Source organism: Streptacidiphilus fuscans (assembly GCF_015690355.1).
Classification (GTDB): Bacteria; Actinomycetota; Actinomycetes; order Streptomycetales; family Streptomycetaceae; genus Streptacidiphilus; species Streptacidiphilus fuscans.
In genome coordinates this window covers 150640-173275 of sequence record NZ_JADPRT010000015.1, presented here as the reverse complement: position 1 = coordinate 173275, position 22636 = coordinate 150640, and the positions used below count along the sequence as shown (strand labels likewise).

The 22636-nt window shown below is 69.8% G+C and carries 26 protein-coding genes; 16 read left to right on the top strand and 10 right to left on the bottom strand.

Annotation, left to right across the window (positions count from 1 at the left end):
* Window positions 1–14 precede the first annotated feature (14 nt).
* Window positions 15–512: a helix-turn-helix domain-containing protein gene (locus tag I2501_RS30030; protein ID WP_196197431.1), complete on the bottom strand. Its 498-nt coding sequence runs from the start codon at window positions 510–512 to the stop codon at window positions 15–17.
* Window positions 513–740: 228 nt separating this feature from the next.
* Here I2501_RS30030 and I2501_RS30025 point away from each other — a divergent pair, with 228 nt between their 5' ends.
* The 3 genes from I2501_RS30025 to I2501_RS30015 all read left to right on the top strand — a co-directional run bounded on the left by I2501_RS30025 (window position 741) and on the right by I2501_RS30015 (window position 2231).
* Complete coding sequence (locus tag I2501_RS30025) at window positions 741–1259, top strand: hypothetical protein (protein WP_196197430.1); 519 nt, start codon at window positions 741–743, stop codon at window positions 1257–1259.
* Window positions 1260–1380: 121 nt separating this feature from the next.
* On the top strand, window positions 1381–1836 hold the full coding sequence (locus tag I2501_RS30020; protein ID WP_408022801.1) for a DUF2199 domain-containing protein: 456 nt from the start codon (window positions 1381–1383) through the stop codon (window positions 1834–1836).
* Between the two features lie 41 nt (window positions 1837–1877).
* Window positions 1878–2231: a hypothetical protein gene (locus I2501_RS30015; RefSeq protein ID WP_236047506.1), complete on the top strand. Its 354-nt coding sequence runs from the start codon at window positions 1878–1880 to the stop codon at window positions 2229–2231.
* Here the strand turns inward: I2501_RS30015 and I2501_RS30010 are convergent.
* Both I2501_RS30010 and I2501_RS30005 read right to left on the bottom strand, forming a co-directional pair.
* Complete coding sequence (locus I2501_RS30010) at window positions 2202–3050, bottom strand: S1 RNA-binding domain-containing protein (RefSeq protein ID WP_328806742.1); 849 nt, start codon at window positions 3048–3050, stop codon at window positions 2202–2204. The two genes, I2501_RS30015 and I2501_RS30010, sit on opposite strands and share 30 nt — an antisense overlap.
* A gap of 93 nt (window positions 3051–3143) precedes the next feature.
* Entirely contained in the window at window positions 3144–3527 is a 384-nt protein-coding gene (locus tag I2501_RS30005) for a hypothetical protein (RefSeq protein ID WP_196197428.1), read from the bottom strand.
* Window positions 3528–3720: 193 nt separating this feature from the next.
* Between I2501_RS30005 and I2501_RS30000 the strand changes: the two genes are divergently transcribed.
* A complete protein-coding gene (locus I2501_RS30000; RefSeq protein ID WP_196197427.1) occupies window positions 3721–4428 on the top strand; it encodes an HAD family hydrolase in 708 nt (235 codons plus the stop codon).
* A gap of 10 nt (window positions 4429–4438) precedes the next feature.
* On the opposite strand, the gene I2501_RS29995 is transcribed toward I2501_RS30000, so the two are convergent.
* Together I2501_RS29995 and I2501_RS29990 are read right to left on the bottom strand one after the other, a co-directional pair.
* On the bottom strand, window positions 4439–5122 hold the full coding sequence (locus I2501_RS29995) for a class I SAM-dependent DNA methyltransferase (RefSeq protein ID WP_196197426.1): 684 nt from the start codon (window positions 5120–5122) through the stop codon (window positions 4439–4441).
* Window positions 5123–5158: 36 nt separating this feature from the next.
* On the bottom strand, window positions 5159–5440 hold the full coding sequence (locus I2501_RS29990) for a hypothetical protein (protein ID WP_196197425.1): 282 nt from the start codon (window positions 5438–5440) through the stop codon (window positions 5159–5161).
* 431 nt (window positions 5441–5871) lie between these two features.
* Between I2501_RS29990 and I2501_RS29985 the strand changes: the two genes are divergently transcribed.
* From I2501_RS29985 to I2501_RS29975, 3 genes are all read left to right on the top strand, one after another.
* Complete coding sequence (locus I2501_RS29985) at window positions 5872–6744, top strand: TetR/AcrR family transcriptional regulator (RefSeq protein ID WP_328806741.1); 873 nt, start codon at window positions 5872–5874, stop codon at window positions 6742–6744.
* A 41-nt stretch (window positions 6745–6785) separates the two neighbouring features.
* Entirely contained in the window at window positions 6786–7124 is a 339-nt protein-coding gene (locus I2501_RS29980) for a hypothetical protein (protein ID WP_196197424.1), read from the top strand.
* A gap of 91 nt (window positions 7125–7215) precedes the next feature.
* The gene (locus I2501_RS29975) at window positions 7216–8121 is read left to right on the top strand and encodes an AraC family transcriptional regulator (RefSeq protein ID WP_196197423.1); all 906 of its coding nucleotides are present in this window, start codon (window positions 7216–7218) and stop codon (window positions 8119–8121) included.
* A 10-nt stretch (window positions 8122–8131) separates the two neighbouring features.
* Here I2501_RS29975 and I2501_RS29970 read toward each other — a convergent pair whose 3' ends face one another.
* The gene (locus tag I2501_RS29970) at window positions 8132–9481 is read right to left on the bottom strand and encodes a GNAT family N-acetyltransferase (protein WP_196197422.1); all 1350 of its coding nucleotides are present in this window, start codon (window positions 9479–9481) and stop codon (window positions 8132–8134) included.
* Window positions 9482–9490: 9 nt separating this feature from the next.
* Window positions 9491–10816 (bottom strand): MDR family MFS transporter, encoded by a 1326-nt coding sequence (locus I2501_RS29965; protein ID WP_196197421.1) that lies wholly within the window; start codon window positions 10814–10816, stop codon window positions 9491–9493.
* A 153-nt stretch (window positions 10817–10969) separates the two neighbouring features.
* On the opposite strand from I2501_RS29965, the gene I2501_RS29960 reads away from it, so the two are divergent.
* Window positions 10970–11728 carry a phosphoglyceromutase gene (locus tag I2501_RS29960; RefSeq protein ID WP_196197420.1) on the top strand — a complete coding sequence of 253 codons (759 nt, stop codon included), beginning with the start codon at window positions 10970–10972 and terminating at the stop codon, window positions 11726–11728.
* An 81-nt stretch (window positions 11729–11809) separates the two neighbouring features.
* Here I2501_RS29960 and I2501_RS29955 read toward each other — a convergent pair whose 3' ends face one another.
* Window positions 11810–12220, bottom strand: a complete 411-nt coding sequence (locus I2501_RS29955) for a VOC family protein (protein WP_196197419.1) — start codon at window positions 12218–12220, stop codon at window positions 11810–11812.
* Between the two features lie 93 nt (window positions 12221–12313).
* Between I2501_RS29955 and I2501_RS29950 the strand changes: the two genes are divergently transcribed.
* Window positions 12314–12739, top strand: coding sequence for a GNAT family N-acetyltransferase (locus tag I2501_RS29950; RefSeq protein WP_196197418.1), 426 nt, complete (start codon window positions 12314–12316; stop codon window positions 12737–12739).
* Between the two features lie 557 nt (window positions 12740–13296).
* Here I2501_RS29950 and phoU read toward each other — a convergent pair.
* Window positions 13297–13971, bottom strand: coding sequence for a phosphate signaling complex protein PhoU (gene phoU / locus I2501_RS29945; protein WP_196197417.1), 675 nt, complete (start codon window positions 13969–13971; stop codon window positions 13297–13299).
* A 241-nt stretch (window positions 13972–14212) separates the two neighbouring features.
* Here phoU and I2501_RS29940 point away from each other — a divergent pair, with 241 nt between their 5' ends.
* Window positions 14213–15610 (top strand): sensor histidine kinase, encoded by a 1398-nt coding sequence (locus I2501_RS29940; RefSeq protein WP_196197416.1) that lies wholly within the window; start codon window positions 14213–14215, stop codon window positions 15608–15610.
* Window positions 15607–16293: a response regulator gene (locus tag I2501_RS29935; protein WP_196197415.1), complete on the top strand. Its 687-nt coding sequence runs from the start codon at window positions 15607–15609 to the stop codon at window positions 16291–16293. The genes I2501_RS29940 and I2501_RS29935 overlap by 4 nt, the downstream gene beginning before the upstream one ends.
* A 276-nt stretch (window positions 16294–16569) precedes the next feature.
* Here the strand turns inward: I2501_RS29935 and I2501_RS29930 are convergent, their stop codons facing one another.
* Window positions 16570–17202 carry a hypothetical protein gene (locus tag I2501_RS29930; protein ID WP_196197414.1) on the bottom strand — a complete coding sequence of 211 codons (633 nt, stop codon included), beginning with the start codon at window positions 17200–17202 and terminating at the stop codon, window positions 16570–16572.
* A 360-nt stretch (window positions 17203–17562) separates the two neighbouring features.
* Between I2501_RS29930 and I2501_RS29925 the strand changes: the two genes are divergently transcribed.
* From I2501_RS29925 to rlmB, 5 genes are all read left to right on the top strand, one after another.
* Complete coding sequence (locus tag I2501_RS29925; RefSeq protein ID WP_030255707.1) at window positions 17563–18045, top strand: CarD family transcriptional regulator; 483 nt, start codon at window positions 17563–17565, stop codon at window positions 18043–18045.
* Between the two features lie 279 nt (window positions 18046–18324).
* Window positions 18325–19089, top strand: coding sequence for a 2-C-methyl-D-erythritol 4-phosphate cytidylyltransferase (gene ispD / locus I2501_RS29920; RefSeq protein WP_196197413.1), 765 nt, complete (start codon window positions 18325–18327; stop codon window positions 19087–19089).
* Window positions 19079–19603, top strand: a complete 525-nt coding sequence (ispF, locus tag I2501_RS29915) for a 2-C-methyl-D-erythritol 2,4-cyclodiphosphate synthase (RefSeq protein ID WP_196197412.1) — start codon at window positions 19079–19081, stop codon at window positions 19601–19603. Before ispD ends, ispF begins: the two co-directional genes overlap by 11 nt.
* A gap of 184 nt (window positions 19604–19787) precedes the next feature.
* On the top strand, window positions 19788–21188 hold the full coding sequence (gene cysS / locus I2501_RS29910; protein ID WP_196197411.1) for a cysteine--tRNA ligase: 1401 nt from the start codon (window positions 19788–19790) through the stop codon (window positions 21186–21188).
* A gap of 133 nt (window positions 21189–21321) precedes the next feature.
* A complete protein-coding gene (gene rlmB / locus I2501_RS29905; RefSeq protein ID WP_196197410.1) occupies window positions 21322–22386 on the top strand; it encodes a 23S rRNA (guanosine(2251)-2'-O)-methyltransferase RlmB in 1065 nt (354 codons plus the stop codon).
* The last annotated feature ends 250 nt before the right edge of the window (window positions 22387–22636 follow it).

Sequence of the window (22636 nt, the reverse complement as noted above, 5' to 3'; positions counted from 1 at the left end):
GGAATTCCTCCCCTTCACGTCGTCTGCTGGCTGGGTGTGTGCGGCTCGTCTGTGGTGGCCCCGTCGGCGGGTGCGGTGCGGGTCCGGGTGCTCGTCGGCGCGGCGGCTGCGGTGGCCCTGGCGTGAGCGGCCTCCGTGGCGTCCGCCGCTTGGGGGTCGCCGACCCGGATGCCGTTCTCCTTGAGGAACGACTCGTAGACCGCGAGCAGCACCTGCTTCTGCCGCTCGTCGATCAGCGGATCGGCGAGTATCGCGGCCCGGAGCTCCAGGCCCTCCTCCTCGCGCTCGTCCAGGATTCCCGCCTGCACGTACAGCGTCTCCGCCGAGATCCGCAGCGCCTTGGCAATCTGCTGCAGGATCTCCGCGCTGGGCTTGCGCAGTCCGCGCTCGATCTGACTCAGGTACGGGTTCGACACCCCTGCTGCGTCGGCAAGCTGACGCAGCGAATACTGCGCATGCCGCCGCTGCTCCCGGATGTACTCGCCGAGCGACCCGACGTTGAGTGAGGCCATGACTCCATGCTGCTCCTTCGTGCTTGCAATTGCAAGCACGGTGCTAGCAAGCGTTTGCGGCGTGTCGTGTGCCGGGTCACGCTGGTTGGCCACTTTGTAGGTCGGTTGGCCAGCTAGGCCCCCATGCTTGGCCAAAGTTGTTGCTGCCCCGCCTCAGGCAGATTCGGGAGGCCGGGCGTCGCGTAATTCCCCAGGTCCTGGGGCTGGGCTGGGGTTAGGTTGTCCGGCATGAGTGAGCGGAGACGGTTGTATCGGTACGTCGGCCCGGCCGATCTGCGAGCGCTTGTTCGGGTCGGCGGTGAGGGATTCCGGGTGGTCTCGGCCGGGGACTTCGAGCGGTGGGCCGGGGAACGGTCGACCGCGGAACTGGCCGAGCCGTTCACCTTCGCCGTCGGTGGGGACGGTGTGCTGCGGCTGGCGGCTCGGCGGAGTGAGCACGTGGTGTGTGCCGGTGGCGAGCCCGTTTTCAGTGCGGGTGAGATGCGGTTCGCTCGAGAAGCGGATCGGTGGGCAGCGGCCGAGGTCAGCAACCAGTCAACCGGCTACTGCCCGGACGTTGATTCGTGGCCGGCGGTGGCGGACGCGCTGGTCCGGGCCGGGATCGAGGCGCCGGAGGGGTTCACTCACACGGTCGTCTTCCGCCGATGCCCGGCCTGCGGAGAGCTCCACGTCGTGCGGGAGGATGATTTCGTCTGCGTGTTCTGCGAGGCGGACCTGCCGCTGAGGTGGAACGTCGACGAGGAGTGACACAGCCCGCTGGTCCCCGACCACTCCCGGCAACGTCACAGGCGATCACTAAGCTCCCCGCATGACCACCGACCTGGGATACACGTGCTCCTGCTGCGGAGAGGTCCACGCGGAGCTGCCCATGAGTTACTCCACCATGGCGCCCGACGTCTGGGACGAGGCGCTCGCGAACGCCTCCGACAGCATGCTCTCCTCGGACCAGTGCGTCATCAAGGCACAGCACTTCTTCGTCAAGGGCATGATCGAGATCCCGGTCATCGGCAGCGACCAGGTGTTCTCCTGGGGAGTCTGGATCTCCTTGAGTCGGGACAACTTCGCCCGAGCCCTGAATGTGTGGGAGACCCCAGGCCGGGAGTCCGAGCCGCCCTACTTCGGCTGGCTGACGACCGCTCTCTCCATCTACGCGCCGAACACCCTCAATCTCAAGACCAACCTCCACACCCGGAGGGTCGGACAACGGCCCTTCGTCGAGCTTGAGCCCACAGACCACCCGCTTGCCGTCGAGCAGCGGACCGGCATCACCCTCGACCGCGTCCGTGAAATCGCAGAGTCCGTCCTGCACCCCGGCGCTGCGTGATGAACCCCACTGGAGAAGGCCCGATCAAGACGCTCTGGGAGATGAGCGAACGCGAATACCTGGCCAGCGTGGGACGTCGGCCAGGCATGTTCGTGGGCACGGCATCCTTCCACGCGGTGACCGCGTTCCTGACCGGTTACGACCAGCACGCCAAGCGCCACGGTGGTCCCGGCCTCACCGGCTGGCCTGAGTGGGTCGTCCGTCGTCGCGGGCGCAGCTGCAACCACGGCTGGCCCGGACAAGTTCTCCACATCGCTCTCCCCGACGGCTGGGACAACATCTGGAAGCTTCCGCCAGACGACGAGAAGCACGCGATTGAGGTCCTCTTCCAACTACTCGACGAGTTCGTCGCCGAGCGCGAGACGTCATCGACCGGTGAGATCCACAATGGCTGAGGTTCCGTCCGCTCCGCCTGCGGCGCCCAGCCGCACCCGGTGACGTTGGAGGTCGACCTCGGTGACCTTCACCGTGATCAGCTCGCCCTCTTCGACAAGTTGATCCGGGGTCTCGATCGGCTCGGCAGTCAGCTCTGAGAGGTGAAGGAATCCCACGACGTCGGGCGCAAGCTGCACGAACACGCCAAAAGGAACGATCTTGGTGATCGGCCCGGTGAGGACCCGGCCTGCCTGATCCGCAAATCGAATGAGTGGATCTTCCTGCAGAGCCTTCAGCGAGAGCGTGACTTGTCCGGAGCGCGTCTCGGCAATGATCACCTCAGCGCTGATCCGCTGGCCGACATCGACTGCCTCGGAGGGGTGGTTGATCCAGCGCCACGTCAGGTCCGGCACGCGGATGAAGCCCGTGCACAGGCCGTCCGGTTCACCATCGATGTGAACGAAGACACCGAAGTTGTGAACCTCGGACACAGTCCCAGCGACGACCTGCCCTCGTTCAAGCGCGAGCAGAAAGGACCGCAAGGCTGGAATCTCACACGCCTTGGCGGAGAGGTGAAGCTGACCTGTGCGCCAACGCCCTATCTCTTCGGCGTTGATCTCCTGGCCGACCTCAAACAGCTCGGACGGGTGCTCCATCCGACGCATCGACGTCTCGTCCCGAGGGATCCGGCCGATCTCGGCCATCTCCCCTTCGGCATCTACGAGCTGCACCAGGACGTCCGCTCCGTCGAACCCGACAACCTTCCCTGTTCTCACGGGTCCTGGCTGGAGCTGGTTGATCAAGAATTCCCATCGAGGATCACGGGCTGGCTCGGGCACGAAGGGGAGCCTAGTCCGCGCTGACCGGTCACGCTTCCCCCTTCACCACGAGCAGTTCAGGCAGAACGGCCTAACCTGCAACGACTGTCGGCGTCACCACAGGTGTAGGAAGGTTCGGGCGTCGTCATAGCCGTCAAGGGCCCGACCGTCCACGTCCGATGGGTCCGCCTCGGTACGCACCGCCAGCGACTCCAACAGGGCGAGGGCTTCATCACTGAGACGCCCCAAGCGCCGAGCGGTGTGACCCAGGCACAGCCCGGCCAGCCCGAGCAGCGGACTCCCCGGCACAGCGCGTGTCCCAACCTGCACGCACCAGTGTTCGACGAAGTCCCTGTCGTTGTCGTTCAATGCACTCCCGACAAGGACGGTCGCCGCTTCGGCCTCGTGCGATCGGTCACGCAGAGCCCGCTCCAACGTCTCGACCACCACACCGTGGGTCAGCGCGGGAGGGTTCTCGAAGCTCAGAGGGGAATGCATCCCGCGAGATTACGCGGCCCGCCCCTATCACCGGCTTCCACCTCGAGTGGTCAGGTTCCGGCTAACGTGTCACGGCCCACTGGTCAGGGCCTCAGGGTGACTTACCTTCAGAGAGGCAGGGCGCCAGCCGCAAACTACGGCTTCCAGTCACAGTGTCGGCGCGGGGCGTCGACGGGGTGGGTATGGTCCCGCCATGTCCTTCTCGGCCGTGATCTTCGACTTCTTCGGCACGCTGACGCCCAGTGTTCCCACCGACGTCTGGGACGAGCACGCTGCTCGGAGCGCGGCCCCGTTGGGCATTCCGATGCGGCAGTGGCGCCAGGCGCTGGACGAGTCCTTCGCCGATCGGGCGGTGGGAGCGCTGGGTGATCTGACCGAGACGATCCGCGCGCTGGCCCGGAGCTGCGGAGTCGACCCGGACGACGAAACGCTGGCGGCGGCGGTCGCGGCCAGGCGCGCCTCCCAGCGTGAGCTGTTCGTGTTCCGCGAGGACGCGGTCGACACCTTGGAGCGGCTTCGTGGCGACGGCCTTCGTATCGGGGTCCTGAGCGACTGCACCGTCGAACTGGCGGAGGCCTGGCCGTCGCTGGCCATCGCCCCGCTGGTGGACGCCGTCGTGCTGTCCTGTCGGGAGGGGCGAAGGAAGCCGGATCCGGAGCTGTTCCGCCAGGTTGCCGCCCAGTTGGGGACGCCGACGGGTGAGTGCCTCTACGTCGGAGACGGCGGAGGCAGTGAGCTGAGCGGCGCGAGTGCGCAGGGAATGACGGCCGTCATGCTGCGCGCCGACGACTGGGCGGTCAACGACGCGCATGCCCGCGAGGACGACTGGCCGGGGCCGTTCGTCTCGACGCTGTCCGAGGTCGTCTCCGCCGTCCGCGACCCCTCACTGATCACCCGCTGAGCCTGCGCGCTCAGGTGGTGGGCGCCTCCGGCGACGAGTGGGTCGCGACGAAGAAGGCCTGCTCGCCCTGGAATGCCCGCTCGCTCTCGTGGGGTGCGCGGACCAGCCGGGCGTCGAGGGTGAAGCCGGCGTCGGTGAGAAGCGCGGCGACCTGGTCCGGCGGGAGCCAGTAGACGTCCAGGTCGACGTCGTGGCCGTAGCCCTGGCTCAGCTTTCGGTGCAGGTCGCCCGCCTTGAACGCGAGCAGCAGCCGTCCGCCCGGCGCGAGCACCCGGTGGATCTCGGCGAACACGGTCGGGAGCAGCTCCGGCGGCGTGTGGACGGTCGAGTACCAGGCGACCGCGCCGTCCAACGAGGCGTCCGGCAGGTCGAGTTCCGTCATCGAGCCCACCTCGAAGCGGATGTCGGGATGCCGCTGCCGGGCCACCTCGACCATCCCGGGCGAGAGGTCGATCCCGAAGATCCCCTCCAGCCCGAGCCCGCGCAGATGCGCGGTGACCCGACCGGGCCCACAACCCAGCTCCGCCGCACGGGCCTTGGGGCCGACCACCTCCGCGAAGGCGCCCAGTATCGCCCGGTCCAGCGGCTTCGCCGCGAGCTCGTCGGCGAGCAGCTCGGCGTAGTCGGCGGCGACGGTGTCGTAGGACGTGCGGGTGGATTCCAAGTACGTCCGGGCGGAGGTCTGTTCGGTCATGACGGCACCGTAGCGGCCACCTCTGACAGCGACCGGTCAGTGGCCGTGCCCGCCGCCACCGCCGAAGTCGTGCCCGCCGCCGTGGTGTCCGCCGGAGCTGTGCGAGGTGTGGTGGCCGTGGTGGTGCTGGTGGCCGTGGTGACGACCGCCGGCACCCGGGTCCGACAGGTAGCCGAGCCCGTTGTCGAGGCGCGGCGCCCGCCGCTTCCTGTTGCCCGCCTCAAGCCGGCGCCGTCGGGAGACGGTCACGATGAGTGCGATCACGACGAGCAACGGTACGCAGGCCGCAAGGAACGCGAGCGTGGTGGCGATGGGCATGAGAGTTCCCCCGTTCCGGCGGATCTGCCCGCCGATGTAGACGCTCTGTTCCCGTGGTGGTGCGTCAGGACACCTCAGTTGATCGAGATCTGAGCCTTCGTAGGGCGGGGCACCGCTACCCGCCATCGTATTGAACACGTTCAAAAACAGGACTACAGTCGTCCTCGACGCGAATATGAACGCGTTCAATTCTTCAGGCCAGGCCATGGGGGGCTGCTGCGCCATGCATACGACCGTCACCACCGAGCCGTGCCCACGGCACCAGCGACGCCGCGGGCCGGTGGGTGTCGCGCGGTCCGCGCAGGCGCGGCCACGGAGCGCTCGGGGCAGTCCGAGTCGGGCGGGGAGCGGCCCGGGAGGGAGCAGCGACTGCGCAGGGGACAGCCGGTGCTCGTGTCCTTCCGGGCTGCTGGTCCGGATAGCCTCGACCCGTGACCGACGACCAGCCCGCCACCGCGAAGGACGAGCAGGAGAGCTCCGCGGAGCCCCGTGGAGCCGAGCCCGGCGGAACGGAGCCCGGCGGAGCCGAGCCCGGCGGAGCCGAGCCCGCCAGGACGGCGAAGAGCGAGCGCACCCGCGCGCTGATCCTGGAGACCGCGATGCGGCTCTTCCAGGAGCGCGGCTACGAGAAGACCACGATGCGCGCGATCGCCGCGGAGGCGGGCGTCTCGGTCGGGAACGCCTACTACTACTACGAGGGCAAGGAATTCCTGATCCAGGGGTTCTACGACCGGATGACCCACGAGCACGCCCTGGACGCACGGGCCCGGATGGCCGGGCGGACCGACTTCGCCGAGCGTCTGACCGTCGCGCTGGACTCCTGGGTGGACTGCGCCGCGCCGTACCACGAGTTCGCGGCCCAGTTCTTCCGGACCGCCGCAGATCCGAACAGCGCGTTGAGCCCCTTCTCCAACGAGTCCCACCCGGCCCGCACGACGTCCGTCCAGATCTTCCGCGAGGTCCTGGACGGCTCGGACCTCGGGCCGAAGATCGACCCGGAGCTGGACGAGCTGCTGCCCGACCTGCTCTGGCTGCACCTGATGGTCGTCGTCCTCTACTGGGTCTTCGACCGCACCGACGACACCGAGCGCACCCGCGCGTTCGTGAAGCGCTGCGCCCCGTTCGTCGCCAAGATCGTCACCCTGTCGCGCTACCGGGTCTTCCGCCCGCTGGTCCGCGACGCGGTGGACATGATCAAGGAATTCATCCTGCCGACGATCGGCAGGACCACGGCGTCGGCCAAGTCGGCCGCGCCCGCCGACCCCGAGGTCGGTGCCAAACGCAGGCGGCGCACCAAGGGTTGACCGGACGTCATCCCCTCGGCGCCGCCGGAGGGGATGACGCGATGAGCAGCAACACGACGGATCCGGCCCGCGACACCCGTGGCCACGCGCCGTTCTGGCACGGCCTGGGGATCGTTGCGCTGGCCGCTGTTTTCACCCTGCTTCTGTTCGTGCTCGCCTACATCACTCTGTTTGCGGTCATCGGCCTCAGTTGGTTCGGCTTCGTCGTACCGTTCGGCGCGGTGCTGTTGGTCGTGGCTCTGGTGGACAGGGCCCTCAGCGCCAAGCGATGCCTCCGCTGCGGCGAAGCACTCCCGGCAAGGCGCTCGGGCAGGACGACCAGTGCGGCTGGCGCCACCGATGGCCAGGCTCATCGCCACGATCCACCGGCCCGTGCCTGACCCGACGATCGCGGGCACAGGATGTCGGGTCCGGTACCTGGCACGCTTTCTAGGCTCGGTGATCGAAAGGGAAACGGAAGGAGCCGCCGGCGTGCTGGAGTCGTTGAACGACGCGATGGCGTGGGTCGAGGCGCATCTGGGGGACCAGGAGGGCATCGACGTCGCCGAGTTGGCGCGGATCGCGATGACCTCGGAGTACCACCTGCGGCGGATGTTCTCGGCGTTGGCCGGGATGCCGCTGTCGGAGTACGTCCGGCGCAGGCGGTTGACGCTGGCCGGGGCCGAGGTGCTGTCGGGGGAGAGCACGCTGCTCGACATCGCGGTCCGCTACGGCTACGGCTCGGGCGAGGCGTTCGCGCGGGCGTTCCGGGCCATGCACGGGATCGGGCCGGGGGAGGCCCGCCGGGCGGGCGCCGGTGCCGTGCTGCGGTCACAGCCGCGGATGACCTTCCGGCTCGTCGTCGAAGGGAGCAGCACCATGCAGTACCGGATCGTGGAGAAGGACGAGTTGGCGATCGTCGGCCGCAAGGCCACCGTCCCGCAGATCCACGAGGGGGTGAACCCGCACATCGCCGAGATGATCAGCGGGATCGACCCGGAGACGATGGCGCGGATCGTCGCGCTCTCGGACCAGGACCCCGAGGGCATCGTCTCGGGCACGCTGCCACACGACCCGGACAACCGGGACGAGGGCAGCCTGCTCGACTACTACCACGCGGTGGTGACGACGCCCGCGCGCGCGGCGGCCGAGCCGGACCTCGACGCGTACACCGTCCAGGCCGGCAGCTGGGCCGTCTTCACCAGCACGGGAGAGTTCCCGCAGGCGTTGCAGCACCTGTGGCGCGACGTCTACACCGAGTGGTTCCCGTCCAACCCCTACCGCCACCGCCCCGCGCCGACGTTGCTGCGGGTGCGCAGCGACGCCGGGATGCGGCCGGAGGCCGGTGCGGGCGCGGTCGCGGAGCTGTGGATCGCGGTGGAGCGGGAACAGGCCTGACGGGCCGCCGTCAGAACGTGTCCGGGCACCACGGCGCGAGGTCGGTGCGCAGCACCTGCTGAGCACGCCGGAGGCCGCCCGGCCGACGCTCCTGCAGCAGGCCGGCCTGCTGCAGGAGCGTGAGCGGCTGGGAATTGAAGTACACCGTCGCCAACTGGCTGATGTCGCAGGCGAAGTCGACCTCGTCTGCAGAGACGTCCGAGGTGGCTGAGGAAGCCGCGACGTCCGAGACGTCCGAGGCGTCCCCTACCGGGACGCAGACGCCGGTGCCGTCCTCGGCCGCGTCGAGCGCGTAGCGGCCCGCCGCGTAGCCGAGTGCGTCCGTCACCTCGAAGACCACCCGGCCGGGGGCCGCGTAGGTCCGCGCCGCGAAGGCCTTCGGCACGTCGAGGATGCGCACCCAGAAGAAGTCGTCCGAGCTGTCCCCGTTGTCCACGCAGGCACGGCCGTTGTGCAGGGCCAGCGGCAGCGGGGAGTCCGTGGCGAGGTCCCAGATGTCGATCCGCTGGACCCAGTCGACCTGAAGCGCGTAGCGCCACAGCGCGGCCTCGGCGGTCCAGTCGACCGCGAAGTAGTCCTTGACCTTGAGCGTGACGTCCTTGGGGAGCCAGTTCCGCCACTCGTCGACGACCGTGTAGGTGAGCAGGCCCGCCGGATTGCCGTCCGGATCGCGGTAGAGGGCGATCAGCGGCTCCTTGAAGGTGCTGTCCTGGCTGGTCAGTTCGCCGGTGCGGAACTTCCAGACGGCCGAGTCGCGGGAGACCGCCGCAGGACGCGTGCGGCGGAAGCGCTCGTGCAGCTCGGGGGCGATGTCGGCGTACTCGGCCAGCGTGATCAGCTCGATGCGGCCCTCGTCCGCCTCGGCGGGCACGCGGATGCCACCGGCCAGCTGCTTGTCGATGAGCCGGCCGTGCTGACCGGCGACCGGGCCGAAGCCGTAGCGGCCGTAGATGCCGAACTCGGCCGGGATCAGCATGGCGAAGGCCTCGCCGCGGGCGACGGCGGCGTCCAGGTCCTGCCGCATCATCCGGGTGAGCAGGCCGCGGCGGCGGTGCGTGGCCGAGACCGTGACGTTGGTGATCGCGTCCGCGACGGCGGTCGCCCCGCCGGGGAGGGTGAGCTCCTTGGCGAAGCTGCGGAACGTGCCGACGCAGCGCCCGCCGTCGAACGCGCCGAGCGCGCGGCCGGCGGCGAGGTCGAAGCGCTGCCGGTGGTAGTCGGCGGAGCCCTCGCCCATGGGTTGCATGAAGCCGGCGTTCAGCGCCTGGCCCCAGGCGGCAACGGTGGAGTCGTCGATGACCCGGATCTCGACGTTCGTGTGCGTGTGCGGGGGCTTCAGCTGCGTCTTCGGCTCGTCCATGTCCGCACTCTAGGAGGCGACGTCGGCGGAAGCACCGGAATTGTTGCCGCACCCGCCGTCCAGCGCGTCGCCGTCCACCGTGCTGTCGGCGAGCGTGCTGTCGCCCACCGTGCTGTCGGCCGTCTCGCCCTCGTCGGTCCCCGCGAGCTGAAGGCGCCCGGCCCGGCCGCGCATCAGCAGCATGTAGCCGACCGCGCAGAGGACGCCGAGCGCGGCGCACGTGCCCCAGACCGAGTTCGCGCCCCACGCGCTCAGCATGAAACCGGCCGACAGCGGGGCCATGAACGAGTTGGCTTGCCACGCCAGTTGGAGCGCGCCCTGGTACCGGCCGCGGCCGTGGGTGGGCGAGAGCTCGGCGACCAGGGCCTGGGTGGCGGGCGTCCAGATCATCTCGCCGCAGGTCCAGATGACGACGGTCAGCGCGTAGAACCAGAGGCTTCCGGCGAAGGCGCAGAGCGCGGTGCCGAAGCCGAGCAGCAGGGCGGCCGAGGTCAGCGCGGCCTTGCGGCTGCCGTGCTCCACCACCCTGCTGATCGGCATCTGGGCGAGGACGACCACCAGTCCGTTGACCGCGATGACCAGGCCGTAGTCGGTGGCCGTGAACCCCTGGCGGCCCATCACCACCGGGAGGGCGACGGCGTTCTGGCCCTCGACGACGGCAAGCAGGAAGGTCAGCACCACCGGGCCCATGAACGCGCCGTCGCGGACGACCGTACCCATGCTGACCGGGGCCTCGGCAGACTCGGACGTGCCGGATTCCGACACCGCGGAGGTCTGCTCCGGCCGGGTCTCCGGGATGCGCAGGAAGACGACGAGCGCGCAGAGCAGCGTCGTGATCGCGTCGGCCCAGAAGAGGAGCACGAAGCCGTGCGCGGCGATCAGTCCGGCTACCGACGCGGAGATCGCAAAGCCGATGTTGATCGCCCAGTAATTCAGCGAGAACGCCCGCACCCGGTCCGCGCTCGGGACGAGGTCGGCCATGGCCGCAGAAGTCGCGGGCCGGGCGCAGCCGCTGGTCAGACCGAGCAGCGCGGCGACGACCGCGATCACCATCGGCGCCCGCGTGTAGCCCAGCGCGACCGTGGCGACCGCGGCAAGCGTCTGCGCCGTGACGAGGGTGGGCCGCCGTCCGATCCGGTCCGCCAGCACGCCGCCGAGGATCGAGCCGACGACACCGCCGACGCCGTACGAGGAGACGACCAACCCGGCGACGGCGGGGGAGAGTCCCCGCGTGGTGGTCAGGTAGAGGGTGAGGAAGGTGACCACGAAACTGCCGAGCCGGTTGACCAGGGTGCTCGTCCAGAGCCACCAGAAGGTGGTCGGCAGTCCGCCCACGGTTTCGTTCAGCCAGACTCGTAAGCGGCCGGGGGCAGCCTTGGACATTCGCACTCCGCCTTTGGCAGGTAAGTGTCAGACAGTCTGTCCGCACGCTACCGACTCGGTGGGCGGGCGCGCCACCGAATTGGCACCTGGACTAGGCTCGGGGCCATGGCTGAAGCTCCCTACCGTCTTGTGCTGCTCCGTCACGGCGAGAGCCAGTGGAACGAGAAGAACCTCTTCACCGGCTGGGTCGACGTCGACCTGAACGAGAAGGGTGAGAAGGAGGCCGTACGCGGTGGCGAGCTGCTCGCCGCGGAGGGTCTTCTTCCCGACGTCCTGCACACCTCCCTGCTCCGCCGGGCGATCCGCACCGCGCAGATCGCCCTGGACCGGGCGGACCGCCACTGGATCCCGGTGAACCGCAGCTGGCGCCTGAACGAGCGCCACTACGGCGCGCTCCAGGGCAAGGACAAGGCGCAGACCCTCGCCGAGTTCGGCGAGGAGCAGTTCATGCTGTGGCGCCGCTCCTACGACACCCCGCCGCCGCCGCTGCCCGACGGCTCGGAGTACTCGCAGGCGAACGACCCGCGCTACGCGGAGCTTCCGGCCGACATCCGCCCGCGGACCGAGTGCCTCAAGGACGTCGTTCACCGCATGCTGCCGTACTGGTACGACAACATCGTGCCGGACCTGGCCGACGGCAGGACCGTCCTGGTCACCGCCCACGGCAACTCGCTGCGCGCGCTGGTCAAGCACCTCGACGACATCTCCGACGAGGACATCGCGGGCCTGAACATCCCCACCGGCATCCCGCTCCTCTACGAGCTGGACGAGAACTTCAAGCCGATCACCAAGGGCGGCCGCTACCTCGACCCGGCCGCCGCGGCCGCGGCCATCGAGGCCGTCAAGAACCAGGGCAAGAAGTAACCACCTGCGTGATCGTGCCCCCTACCTGCGCCGATGGTGCGGATAGGGGGCCTTCTCCTGCTCTGGGCCGCCTGTGGGCCGTCAGGCCGGGAGGTTGAGCTGCCAGGAGACGCCGAAGCGGTCGTTGACCCAGCCGAACTTGGGGCTGAAGCCGTACTGGCCCAGCGGCATCAGGGCCGTGCCCCCGTCGGAGAGGGCGGCGTAGAGGCGGTCGATCTCGGCCTCGTCGGCGCACTGGACGTAGAGGGAGACCGCCGGGGTGAAGGTGAAGTCGTGCTTGGCGGGGCTGTCGATGCACATGAAGTGCTGGCCCGCGAGGGAGAACGTCGCGTGCTGGACGGTCCCCTCCTTGCCGGGGCCGTCGGCGCCGTAGCGGGTGAGACGGACGACCTCGGCGTCGTCGAAGAGGGAGAGGTAGAAGGTCATCGCCTCCTCGGCGTTACCTTCGAACATCAGGAACGTGGTGATCTTCTGCTTGGTCGTGATCTCCATGCGCTCAAGCTAACCAGGCGATCCGCGCGATCTGACGGATGGTCATCCGGCCGACGCGCCGGGGGCGCGCGGCGGGAACCCTAGGATCACGGCATGACCTACGAGTTGCTGACCGGTGACCGTGATCCGGAGCTGAACGAGATCCTCGAACGGGGCCTGGACGAGTACAACTTCGCCGCGACCGGCACGTCGGCCGCCGACCAGGACGCGTTCTCGCTGAAGGTCGTCGACGAGGCCGGGGAGGTCGTGGGGGGCCTGTCCGCCTGGACCTGGGCCGGACTGTGCGGGATCAGCATGCTCTGGGTCCGCGAGGAGAACCGCAAGGACGGCTGGGGCACGAAGCTGCTGCTCGCCGCCGAGGAGGAGGCGCGGCGGCGTGGCTGCGACCGGGTGGCCGTGGCCTCGTTCACCTTCCAGGCGCCCGCGTTCTACCAGCGGCACGGGTATGTCGAGACGGGCCGGACCCAGGGCATTCCCGGCGGCCACGAGGACGTCCACATGTTCAAGCGCCTCGACTGACATCAGCGCCGGGGAGCGTGACGTCGAACGCCGTGAGGAACGGGGCCCCACGGCGTCATGACGACGAGTTAGGCCGAAACCGCGGCCGTCGTCGAGATGGACAGGGATCGAAGGGGCGGGCTGCTCGGGGGCGGCTGGGCGCGCGGCCTGAGCCGGCGGCTGTGCGTACGCCCGATCAGCGCCCGCAGCCGCCGCACTGGCACGCGCCGCCGGACTGGCAGCCGCAGCCGCAGCCTGAGCCGCAGCCGCAGGCGGCGAGGAGTGGGAGGCGGCGCGAGTCGGTGGCCGGCGGGGGAGTCGGAGTCTGTGGGGTAGGAGCCTGGGTCACGGAGACGGCCCTCCTCAGCGGAGCTGGGGTCAGTGGCTGGGATTCCACGGATCGGCGCCGGATGGCATCGGCGCCTGTAGCCCAGTGAAACGGCCCGTGTACAGAACGTCAACGGGCGTACGGGTTCACCCGTACGCCCGTCCGTGCGCCCCTGCCGGAGCGCCGCAGGTCAGCCACCCCGCGCCGATTCCCCCACGTCGACTGCGACGTGTCGACCGCTCCGCGCCGACTACTCCGCCTCGGACGCCTCCGGCACGAACTCGTCCGCGTGCTCGCCGGTCACCAGGAAGACGACGCGGTTGGCCACCGACACCGCGTGGTCCGCGAAGCGCTCGTAGTAGCGCCCGCACAGGGTGACGTCCACCGCGGTCTCCACGCCGTGGTGCCAGCGGTCGTCCAGCAGGTGGGCGAAGAGCTGCTTGTGCAGGTCGTCCATCGCGTCGTCGTCGCGCTCCAGCTCCAGCGCCGCGTCCACGTCCTTGGTCGCGATGACCCGGCCGGCCTTGGAGATCAGGCGCTGGGCCAGCTGGCCCATCTCCAGCACGATCGGGTGCAGGTCGGCCGGGACGGCGGACTCGGGGTAGCGCAGGCGGGCCAGCTTGGCCACGTGGCGGGCCAGGTCGCCGCAGCGCTCCAGGTCCGCGCTCATCCGCAGCGAGGTGACGACGATGCGCAGGTCCGTGGCGACCGGCTGCTGGCGGGCCAGCAGCGCGATGGCGCGGTTCTCCAGGTCGTGGTGGAGGTTGTCGAGCTTCTCGTCCGCGGCGATCACGCTCTCGGCCAGCTCCAGGTCGGCGTCGAGCAGGGCGGTCGTCGCCCGGCCCATCGCGGAACCGGCCAGCCGTGCCAGCTCCACCAGGCCGTCGCTGATCGAGTCGAGTTCCTCGTGGTAAGCGTCGCGCATTCTTCTTCTCAGTCCTCACTGGGCCGCTGACACCGGTCTACGGGTCTGCCACGTCCGTCGGGTGTTGCCGGTCCGAAACAGCCGGATCAGGCAGATGTTCCCACTGTGCGTGGCCACGGCGACCCAGGAACCCAGCAGGAGTGAACCACCGGGGTCGTGAAGGTGAATTCTCGGCATCCTCCGGCTGAGCGCATTCTCCGCGGCTCACTTCAGGTCACTGCGGTGCGCTTACGCTGAAGATATGGACGTGAACGTGGCCGCCGCCTCCGTGAGCGCGATCGTCGGGCTCGGAGTCGGCCTCACCGCCGCGCTCGCCTTCCGCTGGAGCGAGAAGGAACAGCACCCGTCGAAGCGAGCCGAGAAGCAGGACGAACCGGCTCTGCCGCCCGGTGTGGACACCGTGCTGTCAGTGCTGCGCTCCTGCGCCGTCGTGCTCGACGAGAGCGACCAGGTGATCAAGGCGAGCTCTGCGGCCTACGCCCTCGGGCTGGTGCGCGGGGGCGCGATCGCCGTCGAGTCGATGCTGGCGATGGCGCGGCTTACCCGCCGTGACGGTGAGATACGGCAGGCCGATCTCGACATCCCACGCCGCGCCGGGGGAGGCGGCGACGGGCTGGCGGTATCGGTACGCGTGGCGCCGCTCGGCTCCAGACTCGTGCTGGTCCTTGTGGAGGACCTGACCGAGGCACGGCGGATCGAGGCGGTCAGACGCGACTTCGTCGCCAACGTCTCGCACGAGCTGAAGACCCCGGTCGGCGCCCTGTCGCTGCTCTCCGAGGCAGTCCAGGACGCCAGCGACGACCCGGAGGCGGTACGCCGCTTCTCGGGCCGGATGCTCATCGAGTCCGCCCGGCTGACCAGCCTGGTCCAGGAGATCATCGAGCTCTCCCGGGTCCAGGACGACCTGCGCATGGTCGACCCGGAGCTGGTGCCGGTGGACGAGCTGGTGGCCGAGGCGATGGACCGCTGCCGCCACTCGGCGGCGGCCAAGCAGATCACCATGGCCGCCGGCGGCATCGCCGGGCTCCACCTCTACGGCAACCGCGGCCAGCTGGCCGCGGCGCTCGGCAACCTCGTCGAGAACGCCGTCAACTACAGCCCGGCCCGGACACGCGTCGCCATCGCGGCCCGTAAGCTGCCCGGCACCCGGCAGGACTCGGTCGAGATATCGGTGACCGACCAGGGCGTCGGCATCTCCGAGAAGGACCGGGAGCGCGTCTTCGAGCGCTTCTACCGGGTCGACCCGGCCCGGTCCCGGGCGACCGGCGGCACCGGCCTCGGTCTCTCCATCGTCAAGCACGTGGCCGCCTCCCACGGCGGCACGGTCTCGGTGTGGAGCGTCGAGGGCCAGGGGTCCACGTTCACGCTGCGCCTCCCCTCCGGGGACCTCCCGGGGCTGGAGCCCGTATCCAACGACGCGCAGCCCGCCGCAGACGCGGAGATCGCTGCCGACGCCGACGCCGACGTCGCCGCGTCCCACGGCACCCACGCCGCACCCACTGACCCGTCCACCCCCCGGACGGAACCGGCTCACCTGCCCGAGCAGCCGGATCCGCACGCCGTCGAGTCGTCGGGATCGACCGACTCGACCGAGACCACCTCTCCCACCCTTACCGCCGCCCCGGAGGCCATGCCGTGACCCGTGTGCTTGTTGTCGAGGACGAGGAGTCCTTCAGCGACGCCCTGTCCTACATGCTGCGCAAGGAGGGCTTCGAGGTGGCGATCGCCGCCACCGGGCCCGACGCGCTGGACCAGTTCGAGCGCAACGGCGCCGACCTGGTGCTTCTCGACCTGATGCTGCCGGGCCTGCCCGGCACCGAGGTCTGCCGCCAGCTGCGCGCCAAGTCCAGCGTTCCGGTGATCATGGTCACCGCGAAGGACAGCGAGATCGACAAGGTCGTAGGCCTGGAGATAGGGGCCGACGACTATGTGACCAAGCCCTACTCCACCCGCGAGCTCGTCGCCCGCATCCGCGCGGTGCTGCGTCGCCGCGGCGAGGCGGAGGAGACCACCGGCGGCCCCGGCGCGCTCGAGGCCGGCCCGGTCCGGATGGACGTCGACCGTCACGTGGTGACCGTCGACGGCGCCAAGGTCGACCTGCCGCTCAAGGAGTTCGACCTGCTGGAGATGCTGCTCCGCAACGCGGGCCGGGTGCTCACCCGGATGCAGCTGATCGACCGGGTCTGGGGCGCGGACTACGTCGGCGACACCAAGACGCTGGACGTCCACGTCAAGCGCCTGCGCGCCAAGATCGAGCCGGACCCGGGCGCGCCGCGCTACCTGGTCACCGTCCGCGGCCTGGGCTACAAGTTCGAGCCCTGATCGGCCCACGCGGCCGCTCGGCGCTCCGCGCACATAGCAGCACCGAACCGGTCGTCGACCCGCCTTCCGGGTCGAAGGCCGGTTCGAGCATTGCGTCGAACAGTCGGGGGCGAGTGCGCTCCCGCCGCGCCACAACTTCACCCGAAAGTGGCTGAGGCCGGGCCCGTCCTGTTGATCAGGACGGGCCCGGCCTCTGGCGTCGGGCCCTGCGCCTAGCCGCTTCGCTGAGCTGCTGGGCTCAGCCGTCGGGGCTCAGCTGATGGGACTCAGCCGGGTTCAGGCGGTCGGCTTGGAGACCGGGGTGGTCGCCTGGGCGCCGATCGTCGGGGTGGCGCTGCTGCCGGGCTTGTGGGTGGTGCCGCCCTTGTGGGCCGTGGCGGACGCGCTGACGCGCGGCAGGGCGCTCGCGGTCGGGCTCGGCGTGCCGGGGGCGTAGGAGGCGTAGACGCCGGTGCCCTTCTGGACCTGGGCGTCGACGGTGACCGAGCCCGCGTTGGCGAAGACGAAGGTCACCGGGATGACGGCGCCGGCCGGCTGGCTGAGCGTCGGGACGGTCGCCTGGACGGTGCCGGTCGCCGGGCCGCCCAGGATCAGGCTGGCCTGGGTGTTGATGTTGCCCGAGCCGGACAGCGTCGCGGCAGTCCCGCCGACGGTGACCGAGACCAGGGTCTCCGCCTGCGACTCGTTGTTGGCGATGTTCGCGACGACGTTGGCGGGGGCGTTGCCAAGGCGGTCGGCGACGACCTCGACGCCGTTGACCTTCAGCTGGCCGTTGCTCAGCGAGGTGGCGCCTGCGTTGGGCTTGACCTGGAGGGTCGCCGCGCTGGACCCCGCAGAGCAGGCGGCGAGGACGGGGGCGATCGCGACGATGACGGCGGCGACCGCGCCGCGACGAAGAGTGCGGCTCACGGCGGAGGGTGCTCCTTGAACGTTTTGATGGTTCTGGCCGCGTTCAGATTACCGATGGGCTTTATCCGCTCCACACGGGGTAGCCCGTGTCGCGTTCGAGAGCCGACCGATACCCTGTCGGACGAAGATCGGATCACGGTTTCATAACGCACCGAACGCAAGATCATTGCGAGCCGGGGCGATACCCGCAGGTTCGTGAACAACCGCTCCGACCTGCGGGAAGCCTGTCTCGAACAGGGGTCGCAGCACGGAATCATGTCGCTTGTCAAGCCTGCGGATATGCTCTGACCTGCGGAAACGCCCTTCTGATACGGCCCGGACCGTGTTACCCTGGAAAGCCACGGAAGGGGTACCTGTCACATGACGTTCAAGGTTGGCGACACCGTGGTCTACCCCCATCACGGGGCCGCGCTGATCGAGGCCATCGAAATCCGCCAGATCAAGGGTGTGGACAAGACCTATCTGGTGCTCAAGGTGCAGCAAGGTGACCTGACGCTGCGCGTGCCCGCGGAGAACGCGGAGTTCGTCGGAGTGCGCGACGTGGTCGGCCAGGACGGCTTGGACCGGGTCTTCGAGGTGCTGCGGGCACCATATACCGAAGAGCCGACCAACTGGTCCCGGCGCTACAAGGCGAACCTGGAGAAGCTTGCCTCCGGCGACGTTATCAAGGTCGCGGAGGTTGTGCGCGACCTTTGGCGACGTGAGCGCGAGCGCGGGCTGTCCGCAGGCGAGAAGCGGATGCTGGCAAAGGCACGCCAGATCCTGGTGAGCGAGCTGGCACTCGCCGAGAACACCAACGAGGACAAGGCGGAGACGCTGCTCGACGAGGTCCTCGCTTCCTGAGGGCTTCCCTGGGCCCAGTACGTGGTGCATTCCGTACGTGCGTCCGCACGTACGGGCATGACGTCACGGTATGTTTCGTTTCAGCGCCTGGCGATGCCGTCGCCGGGCGCTGAGGCGTGCGCTGTCGCACGCGCCACGCGGCGTCAGTCCTGCGTGCGTGGTGCGTGTGGTGAAGGCTGAGCCCAGAGCTGTGGTGCGAGCAGCTGCGGTGCGTGCGGTGCGAGTGCCGGACGCAAGCGCAAGTGGCGCTTCACGGAAGGGCGCTGAGCCCGGCACGCCATGGCCATACCCACATCCCCGAAGGGACCAAACCTGAACGCCGCAGCAGTGGTTCCCGCCGCCGGCCGGGGCGAGCGCCTCGGGCCCGGTGCCCCGAAGGCGCTGCGCGACCTCGGCGGGGTGCCGATCCTGGTGCACGCCGTCCGCGTACTGGCGCGTTCGCGTGCCGTCGGCCGCGTCGTCGTGGTCGCACCCGCGGACGGTGTCGCCGAGGTGCGCGCCCTCCTTGCCGACGCGCTCGGTGAGCGGGAGAACGCCGTCCTCGTCGTGGTGCCCGGTGGCGCGACCCGTCAGGAGTCCGTCCGGGCCGGCCTCGCCGCGCTCCCGGACGACGTCGACGTCGTGCTCGTCCACGACGCCGCCCGCCCGCTGGTCCCTGTCGACGTCGTCGACGCCGTGGCCCGCACGGTCGCCGAGGGCGCCGAGGCGGTCGTCCCGGCCGTCCCCCTGGCGGACACGGTCAAGCAGGTCGGCGCGCCCGCCGTGCCCGGCGCGCCGGAGCCGGTCCTCTCCACGCCCGACCGGTCGACCCTGCGCGCGGTGCAGACCCCGCAGGGCTTCCGCCGCGACGTCCTCGACCGCGTGCACACCAAGGCGGTCGCCGAGGGTGTCGACGCGACCGACGACGCGGGCCTGGTCGAGCGGTTCGGCGGCCGGGTCGTGGTCGTGCCCGGCCACGAGGAGGCGTTCAAGGTGACCCGTCCGCTGGATCTCGTCCTGGCGGAGGCGGTCCTGGCCCGACGGAGGTCCCGCGATGAGTTCTGACGCGAAGGGCGCTGACACGAAGAGTTCCGAGGGCGTGTCCCTTCCCCGTCTTCCGCGCACCGGGATCGGCGTGGACACCCACGCGTTCGCCGAGGGGCGCGAGCTGTGGGTCGCGGGTCTGCGCTGGGAGGGCTACTCCTTCGGCCTGGACGGCCACTCCGACGCGGACGTCGTCGCCCACGCGGCCTGCAACGCGCTGTTCTCGGCGGCGGGCCTCGGCGACCTCGGCGCGCACTTCGGGACGGACCGTCCCGAGTGGGCGGGCGCGTCCGGTGTGAAGCTGCTCGCGGAGGCCGCGCGGATCGTCCGTGAGGCGGGCTTCGAGATCGGCAACGTCGCGGTGCAGGTCGTCGGCGCGATGCCGAAGGTCGGCAAGAGGCGCGCGGAGGCGCAAGAGCTGCTGTCGGCGACGGTGGGTGCGCCGGTCTCGGTCGCGGGTGCGACGACGGACGGGCTGGGTTTCCCTGGGCGCGAGGAAGGCCTGACGGCGGTCGCCACGGCGCTCGTCTACTGAGCGGATGGCCCTGCGCGTTCGGCGTTCTCCCTGCGTGGGTGGTTGTTCGCGCAGTTCCTTGCGCCCCTAGGCGCTGCAACTGCCTCGCTTGCCTCAGCGCTCATGTGTGACGCGGGCAATAAAGGCGTGTGGCGTCAGCCCGTGCAGGGGCAGGGCACCGGTTCTCGCCCACTACCCTGGTGGGGTGAGCATTCGCCTGCACGACACCGCCTCCGGTCAGGTCCGTGACTTCGTCCCGATCACGCCGGGCTGCGTCTCGATCTACCTGTGCGGAGCGACCGTCCAGGCCGCGCCGCACATCGGTCACATCCGCTCCGGCCTCAACTTCGACATCATGCGCCGGTGGTTCGCCCACCGGGGCTACGACGTCACCTTCGTCCGGAACGTGACCGACATCGACGACAAGATCATCGCCAAGTCGCGCCAGTCGGGCCTGCCCTGGTGGCAGATCGGCTACGCGAACGAGCGTGCCTTCAACGACGGCTACACCGCTCTCGGGTGCCTGCCGCCCACGGCCGAGCCGCGGGCGACCGGGCACGTCACCGAGATGATCGAGATGATGCAGCGGCTCATCGAGCGCGGTCACGCCTACGCGACGCCCGAGGGCAACGTCTACTTCTCCGTCACCTCGTACCCGGAGTACCTCGCGCTCTCGCACCAGGAGCTGGACAACCTCCGTCAGCCCGAGGGCGACGGCGAGGTCGGCAAGCGCGACCCGCGCGACTTCGCCATGTGGAAGGCCGCCAAGCCCGGTGAGCCCAGCTGGCCCACCCCATGGGGCGACGGGCGACCGGGCTGGCACCTGGAGTGCTCCGCGATGGCGCACAAGTACCTGGGCAGCGCCTTCGACATCCACGGCGGTGGCCGGGACCTGATCTTCCCGCACCACGAGAACGAGATCGCCCAGTCCAAGGCCTACGGCGACGACTTCGCCGCCTACTGGCTGCACAACGCCTGGGTGACGCTCAGCGGCGAGAAGATGAGCAAGTCGCTCGGCAACTCGGTGCTGGTCTCCGAGATGGTGGCCAACTGGCGTCCGATCGTGCTCCGCTACTACCTGGGCACGCCGCACTACCGCTCCACCATCGAGTACAGCGAGGAGGCGCTCCGCGAGGCCGAGACCGGGTTCGCCCGGATCGAGGGCTTCATCGAGCGCGTCGTCGAGCTGCACGGCGAGGTCGAGCCCGCGGCGGACGTGCCGCCCGCGTTCGCGGAGGCGATGGACGAGGACTTCGGCGTGCCGGGCGCGATGGCGATCGTCCACACCGCCGTGCGGCAGGGCAACGCCGCGCTGGCCGCGGACGACAAGGAGAGCGCGGTCGCGCGTCTCGCCGAGGTCCGTGCCATGCTCGGAGTGCTGGGCATGGACCCGATGGACCCGTTCTGGGCCGGTGCCGGCGCGAGCGGCGGGGACAACCTGCACGAGGTGGTGGACTCGCTGGTCAAGCTGGTGCTGGAGCAGCGGCAGGCCGCGCGCGAGCGCAAGGACTGGGGCACGTCCGACGCCATCCGGGACCGGCTCTCGCAGGCCGGGCTCACCATCGAGGACCGCGCGGAGGGTTCGCGCTGGACCCTCAGCAAGTAGCACGCGTCAAATAGCCCGCACCGCACAGCAGTAGAGCAGCTCGAAGCAGCAGAGAACACGAAGCAGCAGAGAAGCAGCAGAGAAGCAGTCGAGCGCGAAAGCGTAGAAGCAAGAAGGAAGCAGGACAGCAGCCATGGCCGGCAACAGCCAGCGCAGGAACCGTCGTAACCCCGGGTCGAAGAAGGGCGCGTCGGTCGGCACGGGTGGCCACAGCCGTCGGGCGCTGGAGGGGAAGGGCCCGACGCCGCCCGCCGAGGCGCGCAAGGGTCACCCCAAGCAGAGGGCCGCCAACGCGGCCGCCAAGCGGGCCGCCGACGCCCGCGCGCGGTCGGGCATGCGCCGCGGCGGCGTCCAGGGCCGTACCGGCAAGGCCGGCACGGAGCTGGTCTACGGCCGCAACTCGGTGCTGGAGGCGCTGCAGGGCGACGTGCCCGCGTCCGCGCTCTACGTGCAGCAGTTCATCGACAACGACGAGCGTGTCCGTGAGGCGCTGAGCCTCGCGACCGAGCGCGGTGTGCCGCTGCTCGAGGCGCCGCGCCAGCAGCTCGACAACCTCGCCGAGGGCCACAACCACCAGGGCATGATCCTGCAGGTGCCGCCGTACGAGTACGCGCACCCGGACGACCTGCTCGCCGCCGCCGCGGTCAACCGCGACAACGCGCTGATCGTGGCGCTGGACGGGATCACCGACTCGCGCAACCTCGGTGCCGTGGTCCGTTCCGTGGCCGCTTTCGACGGGCACGGCGTGGTCGTCCCCGAGCGCCGCTCGGCCGGGATGACGGCGGGGGCGTGGAAGACCTCCTCGGGCGCTGCGGCGCGTGTCCCGGTCGCGCGCGCCAGCAACCTGACGCGTGCGCTGGAGTCGTACCAGAAGGCGGGTTGCTTCGTGGTCGGCCTGGCGGCCGACGGCGAGCACGACGTGGTCGACCTGGACGCGCTGACCGGCCCGGTGGTCGTCGTGATCGGCTCGGAGGGCAAGGGCCTGTCCCGACTGGTCGCCGAGACCTGCGATCTGACGGTCCGTATTCCGATGCCGGGTCAGGCCGAGTCGCTCAACGCCGGTGTGGCGGCGGGCATCGTGCTCTACGAGGCCGCGCGCCTGCGCGACCGGGCGGCGAAGGGCGACAAGGCTGCCAAGGCGTCCAAGCCTGCCAAGTCGGCGAAGTCCGCCAAGCCCGCGAAGTCCGACGAGGACTGAGCCTTTGCTCCCAGGCCTTGGCTTCCGGGCCTTGGCTTCCGGGCCTTGGCTCCCGGGCCTTGGCTCCTCGGGTCTTTGCCTCTGGGCCTTTGCTCCTGAGCTTTCGCTCATGGGCCTTGGGCCATGGTCAGTGAACTGCCGGGCGGGGAAACGTCAATGGCCGGCCACCTCGGTGGTCGGCCTTACGCGTCGTGTGCCCGTTCGGAGTTCGGACGTGGTCGCTCTTGGCGGACTTTTGTCAACTCCGTCC